Origin of the sequence: Pseudomonas sp. RA_35y_Pfl2_P32, assembly GCF_963970735.1 — a bacterium.
GTDB lineage: Bacteria > Pseudomonadota > Gammaproteobacteria > Pseudomonadales > Pseudomonadaceae > Aquipseudomonas.
In genome coordinates, this window is the sequence record NZ_CAXAQF010000011.1 from 118434 (window position 1) to 134347 (window position 15914).

The following is a 15914-nucleotide window of genomic DNA, read 5'->3' on the forward strand; positions in this document are numbered from 1 at the left end:
ACAGGAGTCGCTGACATGCAGTCTTTCAGCTTTGCCACTACCGCGCAGATTCTCTGCGAAACCGGCGCCGCGTCGCGCCTTGCCAATCTGTGCAGTGAACGCGGTGCGCGCCGTGTATTGATAGTCACCGACCCGGGTATTGCCCGCCTGGGCATGCTTGACGATGTGTTGCCTGGTTTCACCCTCGCAAAAGTTGCCGTGGCGATCTTCAGTGACGTGACGGCGGATCCGAGCGAGGCCTGCGTGCTCGCCGCCGTGGAACGGGCACGGCATATCGGTGCCGACCTGATCGTCGGCTTCGGTGGTGGCAGTTCGATGGACGTGGCCAAACTGGTCGCGCTGCTGGCGCATCCGCAGTGCGACCAACCGATCACCGAGTTGTATGGCGTCGACAAAGCAAAGGGCCAGCGCTTGCTGCTGATTCAGGTGCCGACGACTGCCGGGACCGGCTCGGAGGTGACACCGATCGCGATCGTCACCACCGGTGACACCACCAAGATGGGCATTGTCTCGCCGTTGTTGCTGCCGGATCTCGCCGTACTCGACGCCGTCTGTACGTTAGGCCTGCCGCCAGCCGTGACGGCGGCGACGGGTATTGATGCCATGGTGCACGCGATCGAGGCCTACACCAGCAAGCTCAAGCGCAATCCGCTGTCCAGCCTCTTGGCGCGAGAGGCGTTACGGCTTTTGGCCGCCAACCTCGACCAGGCCGTGTACAACGGCAGTAACCTGGCCGCGCGCCAGGCGATGTTGCTGGGTGCCTGCCTGGCCGGCCAGGCATTTGCCAACGCACCGGTGGCGGCGGTGCATGCGCTGGCGTACCCGCTGGGCGGGCATTTTCACATTCCTCATGGGCTGGCGAATTCGCTGGTGCTGCCTCATGTGCTGCGCTTCAACCTGCCAGCCGCCGTGGCGGATTACGCCGAACTGGCGCAGCCCCTGCTGGGAGAAAGGCTACAGGCCGGTGATCACCACAGCCGCGCCGAACAATTTGTCTGTGAATTAGCGCAATTGGGATCTCGTTGCGACTTACCGACGGCGCTGCGTGATGCCGGCGTTCCCGGAGAAAGCCTCTGCCAACTGGCCAAAGATGCGATGCAACAGCAGCGCCTGCTCGTGAACAACCCGCGCGAAATCAGCGAAGCCGACGCGTTGGCCATCTATGAGGCGGCCTACTGATGACCAACGCCACATCGCGTGACAACGACAAACACTTCACATTTATCAAGTAAATACGGCAGTTTTTAGGCCAAATTAGATTCCGGCTTCCGGCACCATCTTTCGTTCCACGAACGGTCAGTAACGTCGCCTTTGGCGGGTTTTTCTTTTGGGGTCATTTCGCCACAGCCGACATCAGCAACTTGCGAATCTCCCCGGTAATCGCGCTTTTGGTGCCTTGCTCCAATATCCCTACCCGGCGTACCGCCAGGTCGCCGGGCAGCGGCAGCACCCGCAGGCTGGGGTCTTTGTGCCAGTCAAAGTTCTTCAGCAAGGGCACGATAGCCACACCGACTTGTTGGCGAACCAGGTCGGCGATGCCGATGATGGAGTTCAGTTCGAGAATTTCCAAAGGCTCGACGGATTCACTCTTGATGATCGCCTGCACCTTGCGGCCGACTGCCGTGGACCGGTCATAGCGAATAAACGGTTGGGTCCTCAACAGTTCCACCGCGTCGTCAATGCCGGCGGTTTGTGTGGCATTGGCAAGCATGACGATCGGTTCGTTGTAGAGCAGGGTCCAACTCAATCCATCGAAGTTTTGCCGTGCGGTCTCGATCAATAACGCGGCGTCGAGTTTCGCCGCATGCACCAGGTTGACCACTTCGTCGGAGCGGGCAGTCATTAAGTTGACCGATATCCTCGGGTGCAGTTTTTTCAGTTGCACCAGGCAATTGGCGAGCAGGCCCATGCCGGAGGTAATACCGCCGATGGACACTTCACCTTCCATCGCCACGCCGTCGGGGGCTTCGGCGATCATTTGCTCGTAGTCCGCCAGTAGGCGCTTGGCTTTGGGCAGCAACAACACGCCGTCGCGGCTCAGCTTGATCTGCCGCTGGCTGCGGTCGAACAGCGGTCGGCGCATCTCTTCTTCGAGTGCACGCATTTGCTGGCCGACCGCGGCATTGGTCAGTGCGACGCGGTCGGCCGCGGCGGCAAAGCTACCGTACTCGGCGACGGCGATAAAAGTCTTGAAAAAACGAATACTGCTCATGGGGGGGCCGTAGTCATGGGTATCGCTTTATCGTAAAGGTTTTGTTTACTCAGATTAAAGTTTAATTAGTTTTTCTTTTTATAGCCTGCGACCAATAATCATGGCCGAACTGACTCGGCGAACTTTCCAAATGAGCAATGTAGATAACAGCCCCGAACAAGTAGCCCTGCGTGCTGCCAAGAGCGTGTACCACCTCGGTGCTACCACCGTGTATTCACACACCGAAGACAGCCGTTTTGCCTACACCCTCTACGTGCCTGAGGCGATTGAAGACAGCACCCGGCCAGTGGACCTGGTGGTCTCGCTGCACGGCTCTACCCGGGCGATGGAGATCTATCGCAATGGTTTCGCGGAATTTGGCCGTTGGAACGATTGCGTGATTTTGTCCCCGCTGTTCCCGGTCGGTGTTCTGGGAGATAGCAATGGGGACGGATACAAGCAGTTGGTCGAGGGCGATATCCGCTACGACCAGGTCCTGCTCGACATGATTGCCGGCGTCGGTAAACGTTATGGTCGTCGCTTCGATACCTTCGCGCTGTTTGGCTATTCCGGTGGCGGTCAATTCACTCATCGATTCTGCTACTTGCACCCAGAGAAACTCTGGGCGGCGTCCATCGGTGCGCCCGGATCGGTGACCTTGCTGGATGCCGAGCAGGACTGGTGGGTAGGGGTGCGGGACTTCGCGGCGCGCTTCGGCAAACCACTGAACCTGCAAGCCTTGCAGCAACTACCGGTGCACATGGTGGTGGGAGATTCCGACCTCGAAACCTGGGAGATCACCCACCGCGAAGGCGGAAAACACTACATGGTCGGCGCCAACGCCGCCGGGCGTACACGTCCGGAACGGCTGGCTAGCTTGAAGGCCAGTTTCGAAGCCGCGGGCGTACAGGTGCACTTTGACCTGTTGCCCAACGTGGCCCACCAGGGCATCAAGGCCATGCCGGCTGCCCAGGACTTTTTCGCCAAGGTGCTGCGCCACAAGCGCAGCCTTGGCTGATACACCGCTGCTAGATGCACTCAGAACAGGCCGTACAACAATAACTAAGGATTCACTCATTCTGATGCCGGTCCTGCCTTGGCCTTCGCCACTGACCGGAATACTTCTTCAAGGAGTCGTTCTCCCGTGAATAATTACGTAAAGACCGCGCTGGTCGTCGCGATGGCGACATGCACTGTGCCCATGGCCGTAGCGCAAGACCAGGTCATCCATGTGGGTCTCAATGGCGATATCCGCAGTACCGACCCCGGCGTCAACCGCGACGACAATACCGATGCGGTCATGATGCATATCGTCGAAGGGCTGGTGGCGTATCGTGAAGACACCAGCATCGCACCGATGCTTGCCAGCGCGGTGGATGTCTCGCCGGACGGCCTGCGCTACACCTTTACCCTGCGCGATGGCGTGCACTTTCAAAATGGCCAGCTGTTAACGGCCAAGGACGTGCAATGGACCTGGCAGCGCTACCTTAATCCCAAGACCCAGTGGCGCTGCCTGGCGGAGTTCGATGGCCGTGGCGCGGCCAAGATCGTCGACGTCTCCACCCCCGACGCGAAAACCGTAGTGTTCCAGCTGGACCAGGCCAACGGCTTGTTCCTGGCCGCGATGGCCCGCCCGGATTGCACGGGCAGCGGCATTCTGCATCCGGACTCCCTGGCCGCCGATGGCAGCTGGCGCGCACCGATTGGTACCGGGCCGTTCACCTTGGGCAAATGGCAAAAGGGCCAGTACGTCGAGCTGGACCGCTTCAAGCAATACACCCCGCGGGCCGAGGCCGAGGCGGACGGGTACACCGGCAACAAGCAGGCGTTTGTCGACAAGGTGCGTTTCGAGGTGATCCCCGATTCGGCTTCGGCCAAGGCTGCGCTGCTGTCGGGGGGTGTGGACCTGCTGCCAGATGTGACGGCGATGGATGCCGCCGAGCTCAAGCAGGTCAAGAATCTGCAGATCCAGGTCAGTCCGATCATGACCATCAGTGGCCTGTTGTTCCAGACCCGTGACCCGCTGCTCAAGGACGTGCGCATTCGTCGTGCGGTGGCGCTGTCCCTGGATTACGCGCAGATGGTTGCGGCGTTGTCCGATGGTTTGTCGGTGGTCAACAACTCGGTCATCCCTACCGCCAGCCCGTACTACGACGCCACCGCGCACCAGGGTTACAGCTACAACCTCGACGAGGCCCGGCGCTTGTTGAAAGAGGCGGGTTACGGCGGCGAAAAGATCCGCATGCTGGTCAACAAGCGTTACCCGCAGATGTTCGATATGGGCTTGCTCAGCCAGGCCATGACCCAGGCGGCGGGGCTGAATATCGAGATGGAGACCCTGGAGTGGGGCACGCAGTTGGAGCGCTACCAGACCGGTAGCTACCAGATGATGTCGTTCTCTTATTCGGGGCGTTTCGACGCGGCGCAAAGCTACGAATCGGTGATCGGCGACAAGCACAAGGAACCGCGCAAAGTCTGGGACAACCCCGAGGCCCTGGCGATATTGCGTGAGGTCCAGCGCGAGGTCGATCCCGCCAAGCGCCAGCCGCTGTTCGACAAGCTGCATACCTTGATGCTCAAGGATGTGCCAATGGTGGCCATCTACAACGGTACAGCCATCGGCGCGATGGGCAAGCGCGTTGAAGGGTACCGCTCCTGGCCCGTTGCCAAGCCGCGCCTGTGGGGCGTGAAGCTGGCCGACATTTCCAAGTAAGGCGTACCACTATGTTTCGATTCATATTGCACAGGCTCGGCATGGCGGTGCCGACCCTGCTGCTGATCTCGGTGATTGTTTTTGCCTTGATCCGCCTGATTCCCGGCGACCCAGCGTTGCTGATGCTGGGCGACATGGCCGACCCACAAAGCCTCGCCGACATGCGCAGCAGCCTGGGGCTGGACCACTCGGTGCTGACCCAGTACCTGATCTGGATCAAGTCGGTGCTCAGTGGCGACCTTGGGGTGTCCATCAGCAGCCGCCAGCCGGTCTTGGAGTTGCTGGTCGAGCGTTTCAGCGTCAGCGCCACGGTGGTGCTCGTCGCGGTGTTGCTGGCGACCCTGCTCGCGGTACCGGTGGGCTTGCTCGCGGCCTGGAAGCAAAACAGCGCGATGGACCTGGGCCTGGTGGCGACGGCGACCTTGCTGTTGTCGGTGCCAAGCTTCTGGCTGGGCTTGTTGCTGCTGTATGTGTTCGGCATTCAGTTGGGCTGGTTGCCGGTGATCGGTTACGTTGGCTTCGCCAGCGACCCCATGAAGGCGGTGACCTATGTGGTGCTACCGATCATTACCCTGACCCTGGTGGAGTTCGGCGCCATTGCGCGGATGGCACGGGCCAGCACCATTGAAGTGTTGCGCCTGGAGTACATCGCCCATGCGCGGGCCAAGGGATTGTCAGAGGGCGCGGTGCTGTGGAATCACGCCCTGCGCAATGCATTTGCGCCGACCTGGACCCTGATAGGCCTGATCCTGGGCAATTTACTCGGTGGCATTGCAGTGCTGGAAACCGTGTTCACCTTGCCCGGCATCGGTCGGTTGATGGTCGATGCGATCTTCTCCCGCGACTATCCGGTGCTGCAGGGTTGCCTGCTGCTGATCACCTGCATCTACGTGTTGGTCAACCTGTTGGTGGATCTGCTGTATCCGCTGTTCGATCCAAGGGTGAAGCTATGAACCTCAAGACTCCTGCCTTGCCGAGCGGGCTGGATACCCAGCCTCGACGGAGCTGGCGTTACCCGCCGTTGAATGCCTTGATCGGCGGCAGCTTACTCGCGGTACTGGTATTGCTGGCGTTGCTGGGCGTGGTGTGGACACCTTATGACCCGCTCAAGCTGGACCTGTTGGCGCGTCTGCATGCGCCGAGCGCTGCGCACTGGCTGGGCACCGACGAGTTCGGCCGGGATGTGTTCAGCCGCTTGATCATCGGTGCTCGCACCAGCCTGTGGATCAGCCTGCTCTCGGTGAGCGTGGCGGTTATCTGCGGCACGGTGATCGGCATGCTCGCCGGTTACCTGCGCGGCTGGACCGACCGCGTGCTGATGATGCTCAACGATGCGCTGCTGGCGTTTCCCGGCATCCTCATGGCCCTGGGCATCATGGCGATCGTGGGTGCCAGCCAATACGGAATCGTGCTCGCGCTGGGCATCGCCTACACCCCCTCGGTGGTTCGGGTGGTGCGTGGCAGCGTGCTGTCGTTGCGTGAGCTGGAGTTCATCGAGGCCTCACGGGTGATCGGCAACTCCGAGTTGTACACCATGTTCCGCCACATCACCCCCAACTGCCTGGCGCCGTTGTGTGTGTTGGCCACCAGCATGTTCGGCTGGGCCTTGCTCTCGGAGAGCGCACTGAGCTTCCTTGGCCTGGGCGTGCCACCGCCGGCTGCCACCTGGGGCAGCATGCTCTCGGCAAGCCGCACTTACATCTCGACGGCACCGTGGCTGGGGATCTTCCCGGGCATCTTTATCAGCCTGACGTTGCTGGCGATCAATCTGTTCGGCGATGCCTTGCGCGATCGTCTCGACCCGCGCATGAGGAAATGAGCATGAGCGTTTCAGTGCCACTACTGGCCGTTGAAAATCTACAGATTCGTGTCGGTTCAGAGGGTCCGCTGGCCGTCGACGACTTCAGCTTCACCATGGCTCCCGGGGAAATCGTTGCACTGGTGGGCGAGTCCGGCAGTGGCAAGACCATGGCTGCACGCGCGGCCATTGGCTTGCTGCCAGCCCCGATGAACGTGTGCGGGGGGCGAATCACCTTCCAGGGCGAACCGTTGGACACCGGCAATGCCAGGGCGATGCGTGAGGTACGCGGTGCGCGGATTGGCATGGTGTTCCAGGAACCGATGGTCTCGCTCAACCCTGCGCTGACCATTGGCCGGCAGATGAGCGAGGCGCTCAAGCTGCATACCGAACTGGACGCCGCGACGATCCGCCAGCGTTGCAGCGATATGCTGCAGCGCATCGGCATCCAGGACGCCGACAAATGCCTGGCATCCTACCCGCACCAGTTTTCCGGCGGCATGCGCCAACGCATCATGCTCGCCTCGGTGATGCTGCTGCGCCCGGCGCTGTTGATTGCTGACGAGCCGACCACGGCACTCGATTGCCTGGCACAACTGGACGTGATCGAGTTGATGCTGGAGCTGACTCGCGAGCAGGGCACTGCCATTCTGTTCATCAGCCATGACCTGTCCCTGGTGGCCCGTTATGCCCACAAGGTGGTGGTGATGCGTGCGGGCAAGGCGGTGGAGCAGGGCCGTATCGAAGACATCCTGTTCGCGCCGAAGGCCGACTACACCCGGCAGTTGCTTGAAGCTCTGCCACGGCGCGGCGTGCTGGTGCCATTGCCAACTGCCGATAGCGCGTTGTTGCAGGTTCAGGATGTGTGCATCGAACATCCAGGGCCGCGCAGCTTCTGGGGGCGCAGCGTGCCCAAGCGGGTGGTGCATTCGGTGAACCTGAGCATCGCACCGGGCGAGACCCTGGCCTTGGTCGGTGGCAGTGGTTCGGGCAAGACCACCCTCGGCCGTGCCGTGGTCGGGTTGGTCACGCCATGCGCCGGGGCGATCCTGTTCCAGGGCGTGGATATCCTCAAGGCCGCCAACCGTGCGCATCGCCTGCAATGCCAGATGATTTTCCAGGACCCGTATTCATCCCTCGATCCGCGCATGACCGTGGGCCAGATCATCGCCGAACCGCTGCGCCATGAAACGGGGCTGACGGCTGCGCAAAAACGCCAACGGGTCACCGACACTCTGCTCGATGTGGGCCTGCCCGAGCAGTTCCGTGAGCGCTTTGCCCATCAACTCTCGGGTGGTCAGCGTCAGCGCGTGGCGATTGGCCGAGCGCTGGTCAGAAGGCCCAAACTGGTGATTGCCGACGAGCCGATATCGGCATTGGACATGACCATTCAAAAGCAGATTCTTGAGTTGTTCGAGCGCCTGCAACGCCAATACGGGTTCGCCTGCCTGTTCATCTCCCACGACCTGTCGGCAGTGGAGCGCATCGCCCATCGCGTGGCAGTGATGAGCCAGGGCGAGGTGGTTGAAATGGGCCCCCGTGACAGGATTTTCGACACCCCACAACACCCTTACACCCGCCGGCTGCTCGCGGCGGCCAGTCCCTTGGAGAAACGTGCGGATGGCAGTTATCGCCTTCGTGCCAGCGTGATTTAGGAACTGCAACACCCCCAGGCCTTTGCTTTGCCAACCCACCCTTCGCCAATCGCTGATTGGCGAAGCAGGCGAAGCCATGGCCGAAGAAAACAAAAACAAACCCACTCAACCTGTCTGCCAGGAACCTACACATGAATATCCGCTTCAACAAAGTTGTCGCCAGTGCCAGTGTCATGGGCGCCGGTTTCATGCCCTTGTTTGCCCAGGCTGACTTCATCGCCGACAGCAAGGCTGCGCTTGAACTGAAGAACTATTACTTCAACCGCGACTATCGCGAGTCCAGCGGCCAGAGCAAGCGCGCCGAGTGGGCACAGGGGTTCACCCTCAACGTCCAATCGGGTTTTACCGAAGGCACCGTCGGTTTTGGCCTCGACGCAGTCGGCATGTTCGGGATGAAGCTCGATTCGAGCCCGGACAACTCGGGCACCGGGCTGTTGTCCCGCTCAAGCGTCGCCGAGCCGGGCGCCCCCAGCTATGCCCGTCGTGCCCACGACAACTACTCCAAGCTCGGCGTCACCGGCAAGGCGCGCCTGGCGCAAAGCGAGCTGCGCGTGGGCTATATGGTGCCTGACCTGCCCACCCTGCAACCGAACCTCAGTCGTCTGTTCCCGCAGAGTTTCAGCGGTACCGCGCTGACCTCCAAGGACATCGACCAACTGACCCTGACCGTGGGCCAACTGGATCAGGTCAAGCAGCGCGATTCGACCAATTATGAGGACATGGGCCTCACCAGCCAGTACGGCGCCTACAAAAGCAGCGCTAAAAGCGATGAGTTCCGCTACGCCGGCGGTGAATACAAGCTGACCCCGACCACCGTCGCCACCTACCAGTACGCGCAATTGGAGAGCCTGTACCAACAGCACTACCTGGGCTTGAAAAACAGCTTCAAGTGGGGGCCCGGCACGTTCAAGACCGACATCCGCTACTTCGACGCCAGCGAGGATGCCGCAGGGCTGGCCGGCAAAGTCGATAACCGCGCGTTGAGTACGCGTGTGGGCTATGGCCTCTATGGCCACAACCTCAGTGGCGGTTACCAGGAGCAGTACGGTTCGACGCCGTTCACTTATGTCGACGGCACCAACACGTACCTCTTCACCGAGTACCAATTGGCGAACTTCTCCCAGACCGGCGAGCGCGTCTGGCACGCCCGCTATGACTATGACTTCGCCACGCTGGGCATTCCCGGCCTGCTGTTCTCGACGCGTTATGCCAAAGGCGACAACGCCAAGGTGATCGGCTTCGACGGCGAAGGGCGCGAGTGGGAGCGCGATTTCAGCCTCGGCTATGTCGTGCAGAGCGGCACGTTCAAGGACGTGTCGCTGCGTTGGCAGAACGCTAGCGCCACCAGCAACTTCGCCCGTGACACCAATGAAAACCGAGTGATCGTCGGCTACACCGTGGCGCTCTGGTAGCAGTGACGGCGTGCAGCAGGGGCAGCCTGTTGCACGCCCTGGCAATGGAAATGAGGGGATAGATCAGATGACGAGTTTGCCGTTGCGGCGGGCATCGCCCAGTCAACAACGCGTATCGGCGCGTGGCGTGAGTGATTTCATCGATGCGGTGAACGCTGCGGGCCTGGAGTTGCACAGTTTCATGCTGTACCGCGACGGTGCGGTACTGGCCGAAGCATTTTGGGCGCCGTACCGTGCCGACCGACTCCACGTCCAGCATTCGGCAACCAAGAGCTGGGTGTCCATGGCCATTGGGCTATTGGTCGATGACGGCGTGCTGTCGCTGGACGCCAAGGTGGTGGATTTTTTCGCCGCCGATTGCCCGACACCTGTCAGCGCAAACCTGGCAGCCATGACCGTGGGCGATTTGCTGACCATGCGCACCGGCCATCGCCAGGGTATTTCTGGCGGTGCCTGGCGGGGGCGCAGTGAAAGTTGGGTGAAGTTGTTCCTCAATGAGCCGGTTGAAGACCTGCCAGGGCAGCACTTTATCTACAGCAGCGCGTCGAGCTTCATGCTCTCGGCCATTGTCAGCGTGGTCAGCGGCCAAACGGCGTTCGAATTGTGCAATACACGTTTGTTCCAACCCATGGGCATGGGTCGCATCGAGTGGGACTTGGCCCCGGGCGGCTTCAACACGGGCGGCAATGGCTTGAGTTGCAGCACCGAGGACTTGCTCAAGTTCGGCGTGCTGCACTTGCAGCAAGGTAACTGGGAGGGGCAGCAGTTACTGTCCAAAGAGTGGGTGGCCGAAGCGACGCGCGGGCACGTCGACGATGTGTGGATGGGCGCCTTCGATGGCAAGCGCTACCTGGGTCGTGACGAGTCCAGCAATGGGGCCGTGACGCGTCGCGAGGGTTATGGCTACCAGTGGTGGATGACCCTGCATGGCGGTTATTACGCCTCCGGGGTGTTTGGCCAGCAGTGCATCGTGCTGCCGCAACACAACGCGGTCATTGCGTTTACCGCCGGGCTGCCATTGGGGGAAAGGCGCCTGCATAGCCTGCTGTGGGAGCACCTGTTACCGGCGTTGGGCATGCCTGGCGACAGTACGGCAGATGCCGATCTTGCCGCGCAGTTGGTCAACCAGCGGCGGCCGGCGATGACAGGCGCTTCGGTCTCGCCGCGTCAGGCGCAGTTCAGCGGTACGTTTGTGATGGAGACCAATGAAGATCAGGTCAGCGAAATACGCCTGACGTTCGGCCCCGACCATTGCGACTTTTACCTCTCCGACCCGCGGGGCACTCACTGCATCCGCGCCGGGCTGGCCGACGGTATCGAAAGCCAGACCAGCATGACCGGGCACTATTTACATCACCAATACCAGCCACAAATCACCCCGGTGGTGGCGCAGGCGCGCTGGACCGAGGAGGGCGCATTGAGCATGACCTGGCAATTTGTCGAAACCGCCTTTTGTGACCACGTCACTTGCCGCATCGAGCGCGGCACCTTGACTGTGGACCGCCGCGTCAACGTTAACGCTGGCCCGTTGCAGCGCCCGACGCTGACCGGCCACCCAACCAGCACTTTGCAGGAGTCGCTATGAACGATCTGTCCAATCCATCAGGTTCCCGGTCCGGCGCGTTCTGGGCACCGTTTACCCCGATGCGTCAGTTCCAGCAGCAACCGATGATGTTCGCCAGCGCCGACGGCATGCACTACACCACCACCGATGGGCGGCGGGTACTCGACGCGATGGCAGGGTTGTGGTGCGTCAACGCCGGTCATGGCCAGGCAAAAATCGTCGAAGCCATTCGCGAAGCGGCGGGGCGCCTGGACTTTGTCTCCTCATTCAAGATGAGCCATCCCCACGCCTTGGAGATGGCCGAGCGATTGATCGAGATCAGCCCGGTCGGTATCGAGCACGTGTTCTTCACTAACTCAGGCTCCGAGGCGGTCGACACCTCGCTGAAAATTGCCCGGGCCTATCACCAGGCCCGCGGCGACAGCCGCCGTACCAAGTTCATCGGGCGTGCCAAGGGTTACCACGGCATGGGCTTTGGCGGGCTGTCGGTGTCGGGTATTGGCCGGCAGAAGCGTGAGTTTGGCCCGCTGCTGGGGGAGGTGTCACACCTGCCGCTGCCCTATGATGCACAGATGCGTTTCAGTGCGGGGCAGCCACAGCAGGGTGCCAGTTACGCCGATGCACTGTCACAACTGCTGGATATCCAGGACCCGAGTACCGTGGCCGCCGTGATCGTTGAACCGGTGACAGGCTCCGGCGGTGTCTACCCGCCGCCCCAGGGGTACTTGCAACGCCTGCGCGATATTTGCACTCGGCACGGTGTGCTATTGATTTTTGACGAAGTGATTACCGGCTTTGGCCGTGTCGGGGCCAGCTTCGCCGCTCAAGCCTTCGGCGTGACACCGGATCTGATCACCACGGCTAAAGGCTTGACCAACGGCGCCGTACCTATGGGCGGTGTGCTGGTCAGCGGCGCAGTGTATGAAGCGTTCATGGCCGGGCCAACCAATGTCATCGAACTGATGCACGGCTACACCTATTCGGCGCATCCACTGGCGTGCGCGGCCGGGTTGGCAACCATCGAGTTGCATCGTGAATTGGGCATCAATCGACACGTCAACGCGGTCAGCGGGCTCTGGCAGTCAGCCGCGCTGGCGCTGCGGGGTGTTGGCCCGGTGCTCGACGTACGCACCATCGGTTTGCTGTGCGCCGTCGAACTCGAACCGCGCCCCGGTGCCGCCGGCGCACGCGGCAGCGAAGTGGCGCAGTGGTGCTTCGAGCACGGCGTCCTGGTGCGCGGCTCGGGCGACACCATCGTGATTTCCCCGCCGTTGGTGATCAGCCCGCAGGAGATCGCCCAGGTGTTCGACACCTTGGCGCACGCGTTGAAACTGGTTGCCTGATGGGAGTCGATGGCATGTCCGATTTGGTTGAGTTCTACATCGACGGCGCCTGGGTCAAACCCCATGGCGAAACCGTCGAAACAGTAGTGAACCCGTCCACCGAGCAGGCGGTGGCGCGCATTATCATGGGTGACGCGCAGGATGTAGACCGTGCAGTCAGTGCGGCCCGCCAGGCGTTTCCGGCGTTTGCCGCGAGTTCGCTTGAAGCGCGTATCGGCCTGCTGCAGCGCATTATCGAAGTCTACAAACGCCACAGCGAAGCGTTGATCGAAGCGGTGCACCTGGAGATGGGCGCGCCGCTGTCCCTGGCTCGCAGCGCCCATGTGCCGGCGGGGCTGGGCCATCTGACGCAGGCGCTGCAAGTGTTGCGCGAGTACCGCTTCGAACGGCGCCTGGGCAATACGCTGGTGGTGCGCGAGCCCATCGGCGTATGCGCCCTGATCACGCCCTGGAACTGGCCGCTCAATCAACTCACCTGCAAGCTCGCGCCCGCCCTCGCGGTGGGCTGCACCGTGGTCCTCAAACCGAGTGAGCGCGCGCCGCTGTCGGCGTTTATCCTCGCGCAAATCCTGCATGAGGCCGGGGTGCCGCAAGGCGTGTTCAACCTGGTCAATGGCGACGGCCCTGGCGTGGGTACCGCGCTGACACGCCATGCCGACGTGGATATGGTGTCCTTTACCGGCTCGACCCGCGCGGGCATTGCGGTAGCGAAGGCGGCGGCCGATACGGTCAAGCGTGTGTCCCAGGAACTGGGCGGCAAATCGGCGAATATCCTGCTGGACGATGCCGTCCTGCCCAGCGCGGTGCGGCACGGGGTCTTGGGATGTATCCGCAACAGTGGCCAGTCGTGCAATGCGCCGACGCGCCTGCTGGTGCCCCGCGCCCAGCAACAGGCGGTGATTGATATCGCCAGGGACGTGCTGGCGCAGGTGTGCTTCGACGACAGTAACCCGGCGTCAGCCATCGGCCCGGTGGCGAACGCCCAGCAATTCGAGGGTGTACAGGCCATGATCGCGCAGGCAATTTCCGAGGGTTCGCGGTTGGTTGCCGGAGGGCTGGGCCGGCCGCAAGGGATTGAGCGCGGCTACTACGTGCAACCGACAATATTTGCTGACGTTACCCCGGATATGCGGGTGGCACGTGAAGAAATCTTCGGTCCGGTCCTGGCGATCATGCCGTACGACAGCGAAGCCGAGGCGATAGCCATTGCCAACGACAGCCCTTATGGTTTGTCGGGTTACGTCACCTCGGCAAGTCTTGCGCGCAGCCGCGAGGTGGCCCGCCAACTGCGTACCGGGATGGTCCACATCAACGGCGCTCGTGCTGACCAGGCCGCACCGTTTGGCGGATATAAACAGTCGGGCAATGGACGTGAGTGGGGTGAGCAGGGGTTTGACGAGTACCTGGAGAGCAAGTCGTTGTTCGGGTACTGACGGTTTGGGCGTGTGCAAAGGGGGCGATGTCTTAACCTACTTGCTTGGGTTTTCCATTGTGCTGGACCATGGCTTTGCCGCGCCCGCTGCTTCAAGAGCCGATATGGTTAAATGGCAAGACCAGGCCACCGGTAGAAGGGATAGAGTCTTATGGGAATGGAAAGCAACGTCTTGGCATTCTTGAGACGCTATCGGTACTGGTTGCTGGCGTTGATGGTCACCGCCGCGCTGGTCAACGCCTTTGTGCGTTTTACCGGGGACGGGCCGAATTTCTTTGGCGCGCTGTTGGTGCACGGATGGCTTATCCAGGCAGTCTTTGCGTACTGTCGCGGCGGCTGGGTCGCGCTGGGGCCAGGTGGGCTATCCAAAGATGCGAATTCCATGGGCCGGGCCGCGTTGGCCGCAACCGCATTTGGATTTTACTGGCTGGCGTTCACCTACGATGGCTCTCTGCGTGATGACTCGGCCTATGAAAGAACAACTGCGGACTGGACGATGCCTACCCGGGAGGAATTCAGGCAAGCGCCTGAGCAATAGCAAGCTGGCGCCCAGTCGACGAACGCTGCGACGGTTCGCCCCAGTCTCAGCTTGCTGCGCACCCCCCACCTACATTAAGATGCGATTAGTTCTCAAATGCACTGAGTTATCGTGCGAAGGCTTTCCTTGTCGTCGCCAGCCACTCCTTCTGCCCCTCACGCCGATATCCGCGCGCTGTACATCGATCATCACGCCTGGTTGCTGGACTGGTTGCGCAAGCGCCTGCGCTGCCGACCTGGCCCACGACACGTTCATTCATGTCCTCGGCAAGCCGGAACGGTTGCAGGAGTTGCGTCAACCTCGCGCCTGGCGATCAGTCTTAGCTCGGTGGAGAAGTACATGGCCAGTGCCATTCGCCGTTGCTACCTGGCCACTCGCTGGAACCTCGTCGACCCGCTGAAAGTCATTCTCGGCGCACGCCTGGACTGGTACGACGCCACCTCGATCTATGACCAGACCAACGACCAGTACTACACCTCGGTCTATGCCAGCTACACCGACATCTTCCAGCCCCAGACGGAGAAGAATGGCGACGGTGACGGTGACGGAATCAAGCCGATCACCGGTGAAAACTACGAAGTGGGCATCAAGGGCGAATACTTCGGCGGCGCGCTGAATGCCAGTGCTTCGTTGTTCCAGATCGACCAGCTCAACCGTGCGGCGCAAGTGGCCGACGCCAGCCTGTGCCGGGTCATCCCCGTCGGCAGCTACGGATGTTATGAAGCCGCCGGCAAGGTCCGCAGCCAGGGCCTCGAACTGGAGATCAACGGCGCAGTGACACCCAACTGGCAAGTGGGGGCCGGCTACACCTTCGCCCAGGCCAAGTACGAAAAAGATGCGGACAAGAGCAAGGAGGGCACCCTGTTCGACAGCAACGTGTTCAGCAACTTCCATATCCAACAGGATGCCTACGCCTTGGTCGGGCTGATGACCGGCTACCAAGTCAGCAAACACCTGGACACTCAGTTGAACATCAACAACGTCTTCGACAAGAAGTACTACCAGGGCATTGCCAGCAACTCGACCTGGAGTCCTTACGACGTGTTTGGCGATCCGCGTAACGTTACGGTCACGGCGAAGTACGCGTTCTGACGAGACGCCGGGCCTTAGGGGGTCGAGGCGATGAAATCCGCATCCATGACTGGGTGCGGATTTGTTTTTTCTGCTTTAAAGAATCTTCGCTTGGGGCCGTCTACCATGGGCAGCGTTCGTGACCCGGATTGGCTGGCCAATGCGACTGTTCACGCTGGTTGAGGGGTTGGTCTTCG

The 15914-nt window shown here is 61.3% G+C and carries 13 protein-coding genes; 12 read left to right on the top strand and 1 reads right to left on the bottom strand.

The window, feature by feature from the left end:
- The first annotated feature begins 15 nt into the window (after positions 1-15).
- Positions 16-1179 carry an iron-containing alcohol dehydrogenase gene (locus AACY45_RS13085; RefSeq protein WP_339545867.1) on the top strand — a complete coding sequence of 388 codons (1164 nt, stop codon included), beginning with the start codon at positions 16-18 and terminating at the stop codon, positions 1177-1179.
- A gap of 154 nt (positions 1180-1333) precedes the next feature.
- Here AACY45_RS13085 and AACY45_RS13090 read toward each other — a convergent pair whose 3' ends face one another.
- Positions 1334-2212, bottom strand: a complete 879-nt coding sequence (locus AACY45_RS13090; protein WP_339545868.1) for a LysR family transcriptional regulator — start codon at positions 2210-2212, stop codon at positions 1334-1336.
- 130 nt (positions 2213-2342) lie between these two features.
- On the opposite strand from AACY45_RS13090, the gene AACY45_RS13095 reads away from it, so the two are divergent.
- From AACY45_RS13095 to AACY45_RS13145, 11 genes are all read left to right on the top strand, one after another.
- On the top strand, positions 2343-3209 hold the full coding sequence (locus AACY45_RS13095) for an alpha/beta hydrolase (protein ID WP_339545869.1): 867 nt from the start codon (positions 2343-2345) through the stop codon (positions 3207-3209).
- Positions 3210-3335: 126 nt separating this feature from the next.
- Entirely contained in the window at positions 3336-4904 is a 1569-nt protein-coding gene (locus AACY45_RS13100) for an ABC transporter substrate-binding protein (RefSeq protein ID WP_339545870.1), read from the top strand.
- A gap of 11 nt (positions 4905-4915) precedes the next feature.
- Positions 4916-5857, top strand: coding sequence for an ABC transporter permease (locus AACY45_RS13105; protein ID WP_339545871.1), 942 nt, complete (start codon positions 4916-4918; stop codon positions 5855-5857).
- Positions 5854-6723: an ABC transporter permease gene (locus AACY45_RS13110; protein ID WP_339545872.1), complete on the top strand. Its 870-nt coding sequence runs from the start codon at positions 5854-5856 to the stop codon at positions 6721-6723. The genes AACY45_RS13105 and AACY45_RS13110 overlap by 4 nt, the downstream gene beginning before the upstream one ends.
- Positions 6724-6725: 2 nt before the next feature.
- Complete coding sequence (locus AACY45_RS13115; RefSeq protein WP_339545873.1) at positions 6726-8357, top strand: ABC transporter ATP-binding protein; 1632 nt, start codon at positions 6726-6728, stop codon at positions 8355-8357.
- A gap of 131 nt (positions 8358-8488) precedes the next feature.
- Entirely contained in the window at positions 8489-9769 is a 1281-nt protein-coding gene (locus AACY45_RS13120) for an OprD family porin (protein WP_339545874.1), read from the top strand.
- A 67-nt stretch (positions 9770-9836) separates the two neighbouring features.
- A complete protein-coding gene (locus AACY45_RS13125) occupies positions 9837-11354 on the top strand; it encodes a serine hydrolase domain-containing protein (RefSeq protein ID WP_339545875.1) in 1518 nt (505 codons plus the stop codon).
- A complete protein-coding gene (locus tag AACY45_RS13130) occupies positions 11351-12676 on the top strand; it encodes an aminotransferase class III-fold pyridoxal phosphate-dependent enzyme (protein ID WP_339545876.1) in 1326 nt (441 codons plus the stop codon). Before AACY45_RS13125 ends, AACY45_RS13130 begins: the two co-directional genes overlap by 4 nt.
- Positions 12677-12690: 14 nt before the next feature.
- Positions 12691-14109: an aldehyde dehydrogenase family protein gene (locus tag AACY45_RS13135; RefSeq protein WP_339545877.1), complete on the top strand. Its 1419-nt coding sequence runs from the start codon at positions 12691-12693 to the stop codon at positions 14107-14109.
- A 156-nt stretch (positions 14110-14265) separates the two neighbouring features.
- Positions 14266-14646: a hypothetical protein gene (locus AACY45_RS13140; RefSeq protein WP_339545878.1), complete on the top strand. Its 381-nt coding sequence runs from the start codon at positions 14266-14268 to the stop codon at positions 14644-14646.
- A gap of 339 nt (positions 14647-14985) precedes the next feature.
- A complete protein-coding gene (locus AACY45_RS13145) occupies positions 14986-15738 on the top strand; it encodes a TonB-dependent siderophore receptor (RefSeq protein ID WP_339545879.1) in 753 nt (250 codons plus the stop codon).
- Positions 15739-15914 lie beyond the last annotated feature (176 nt).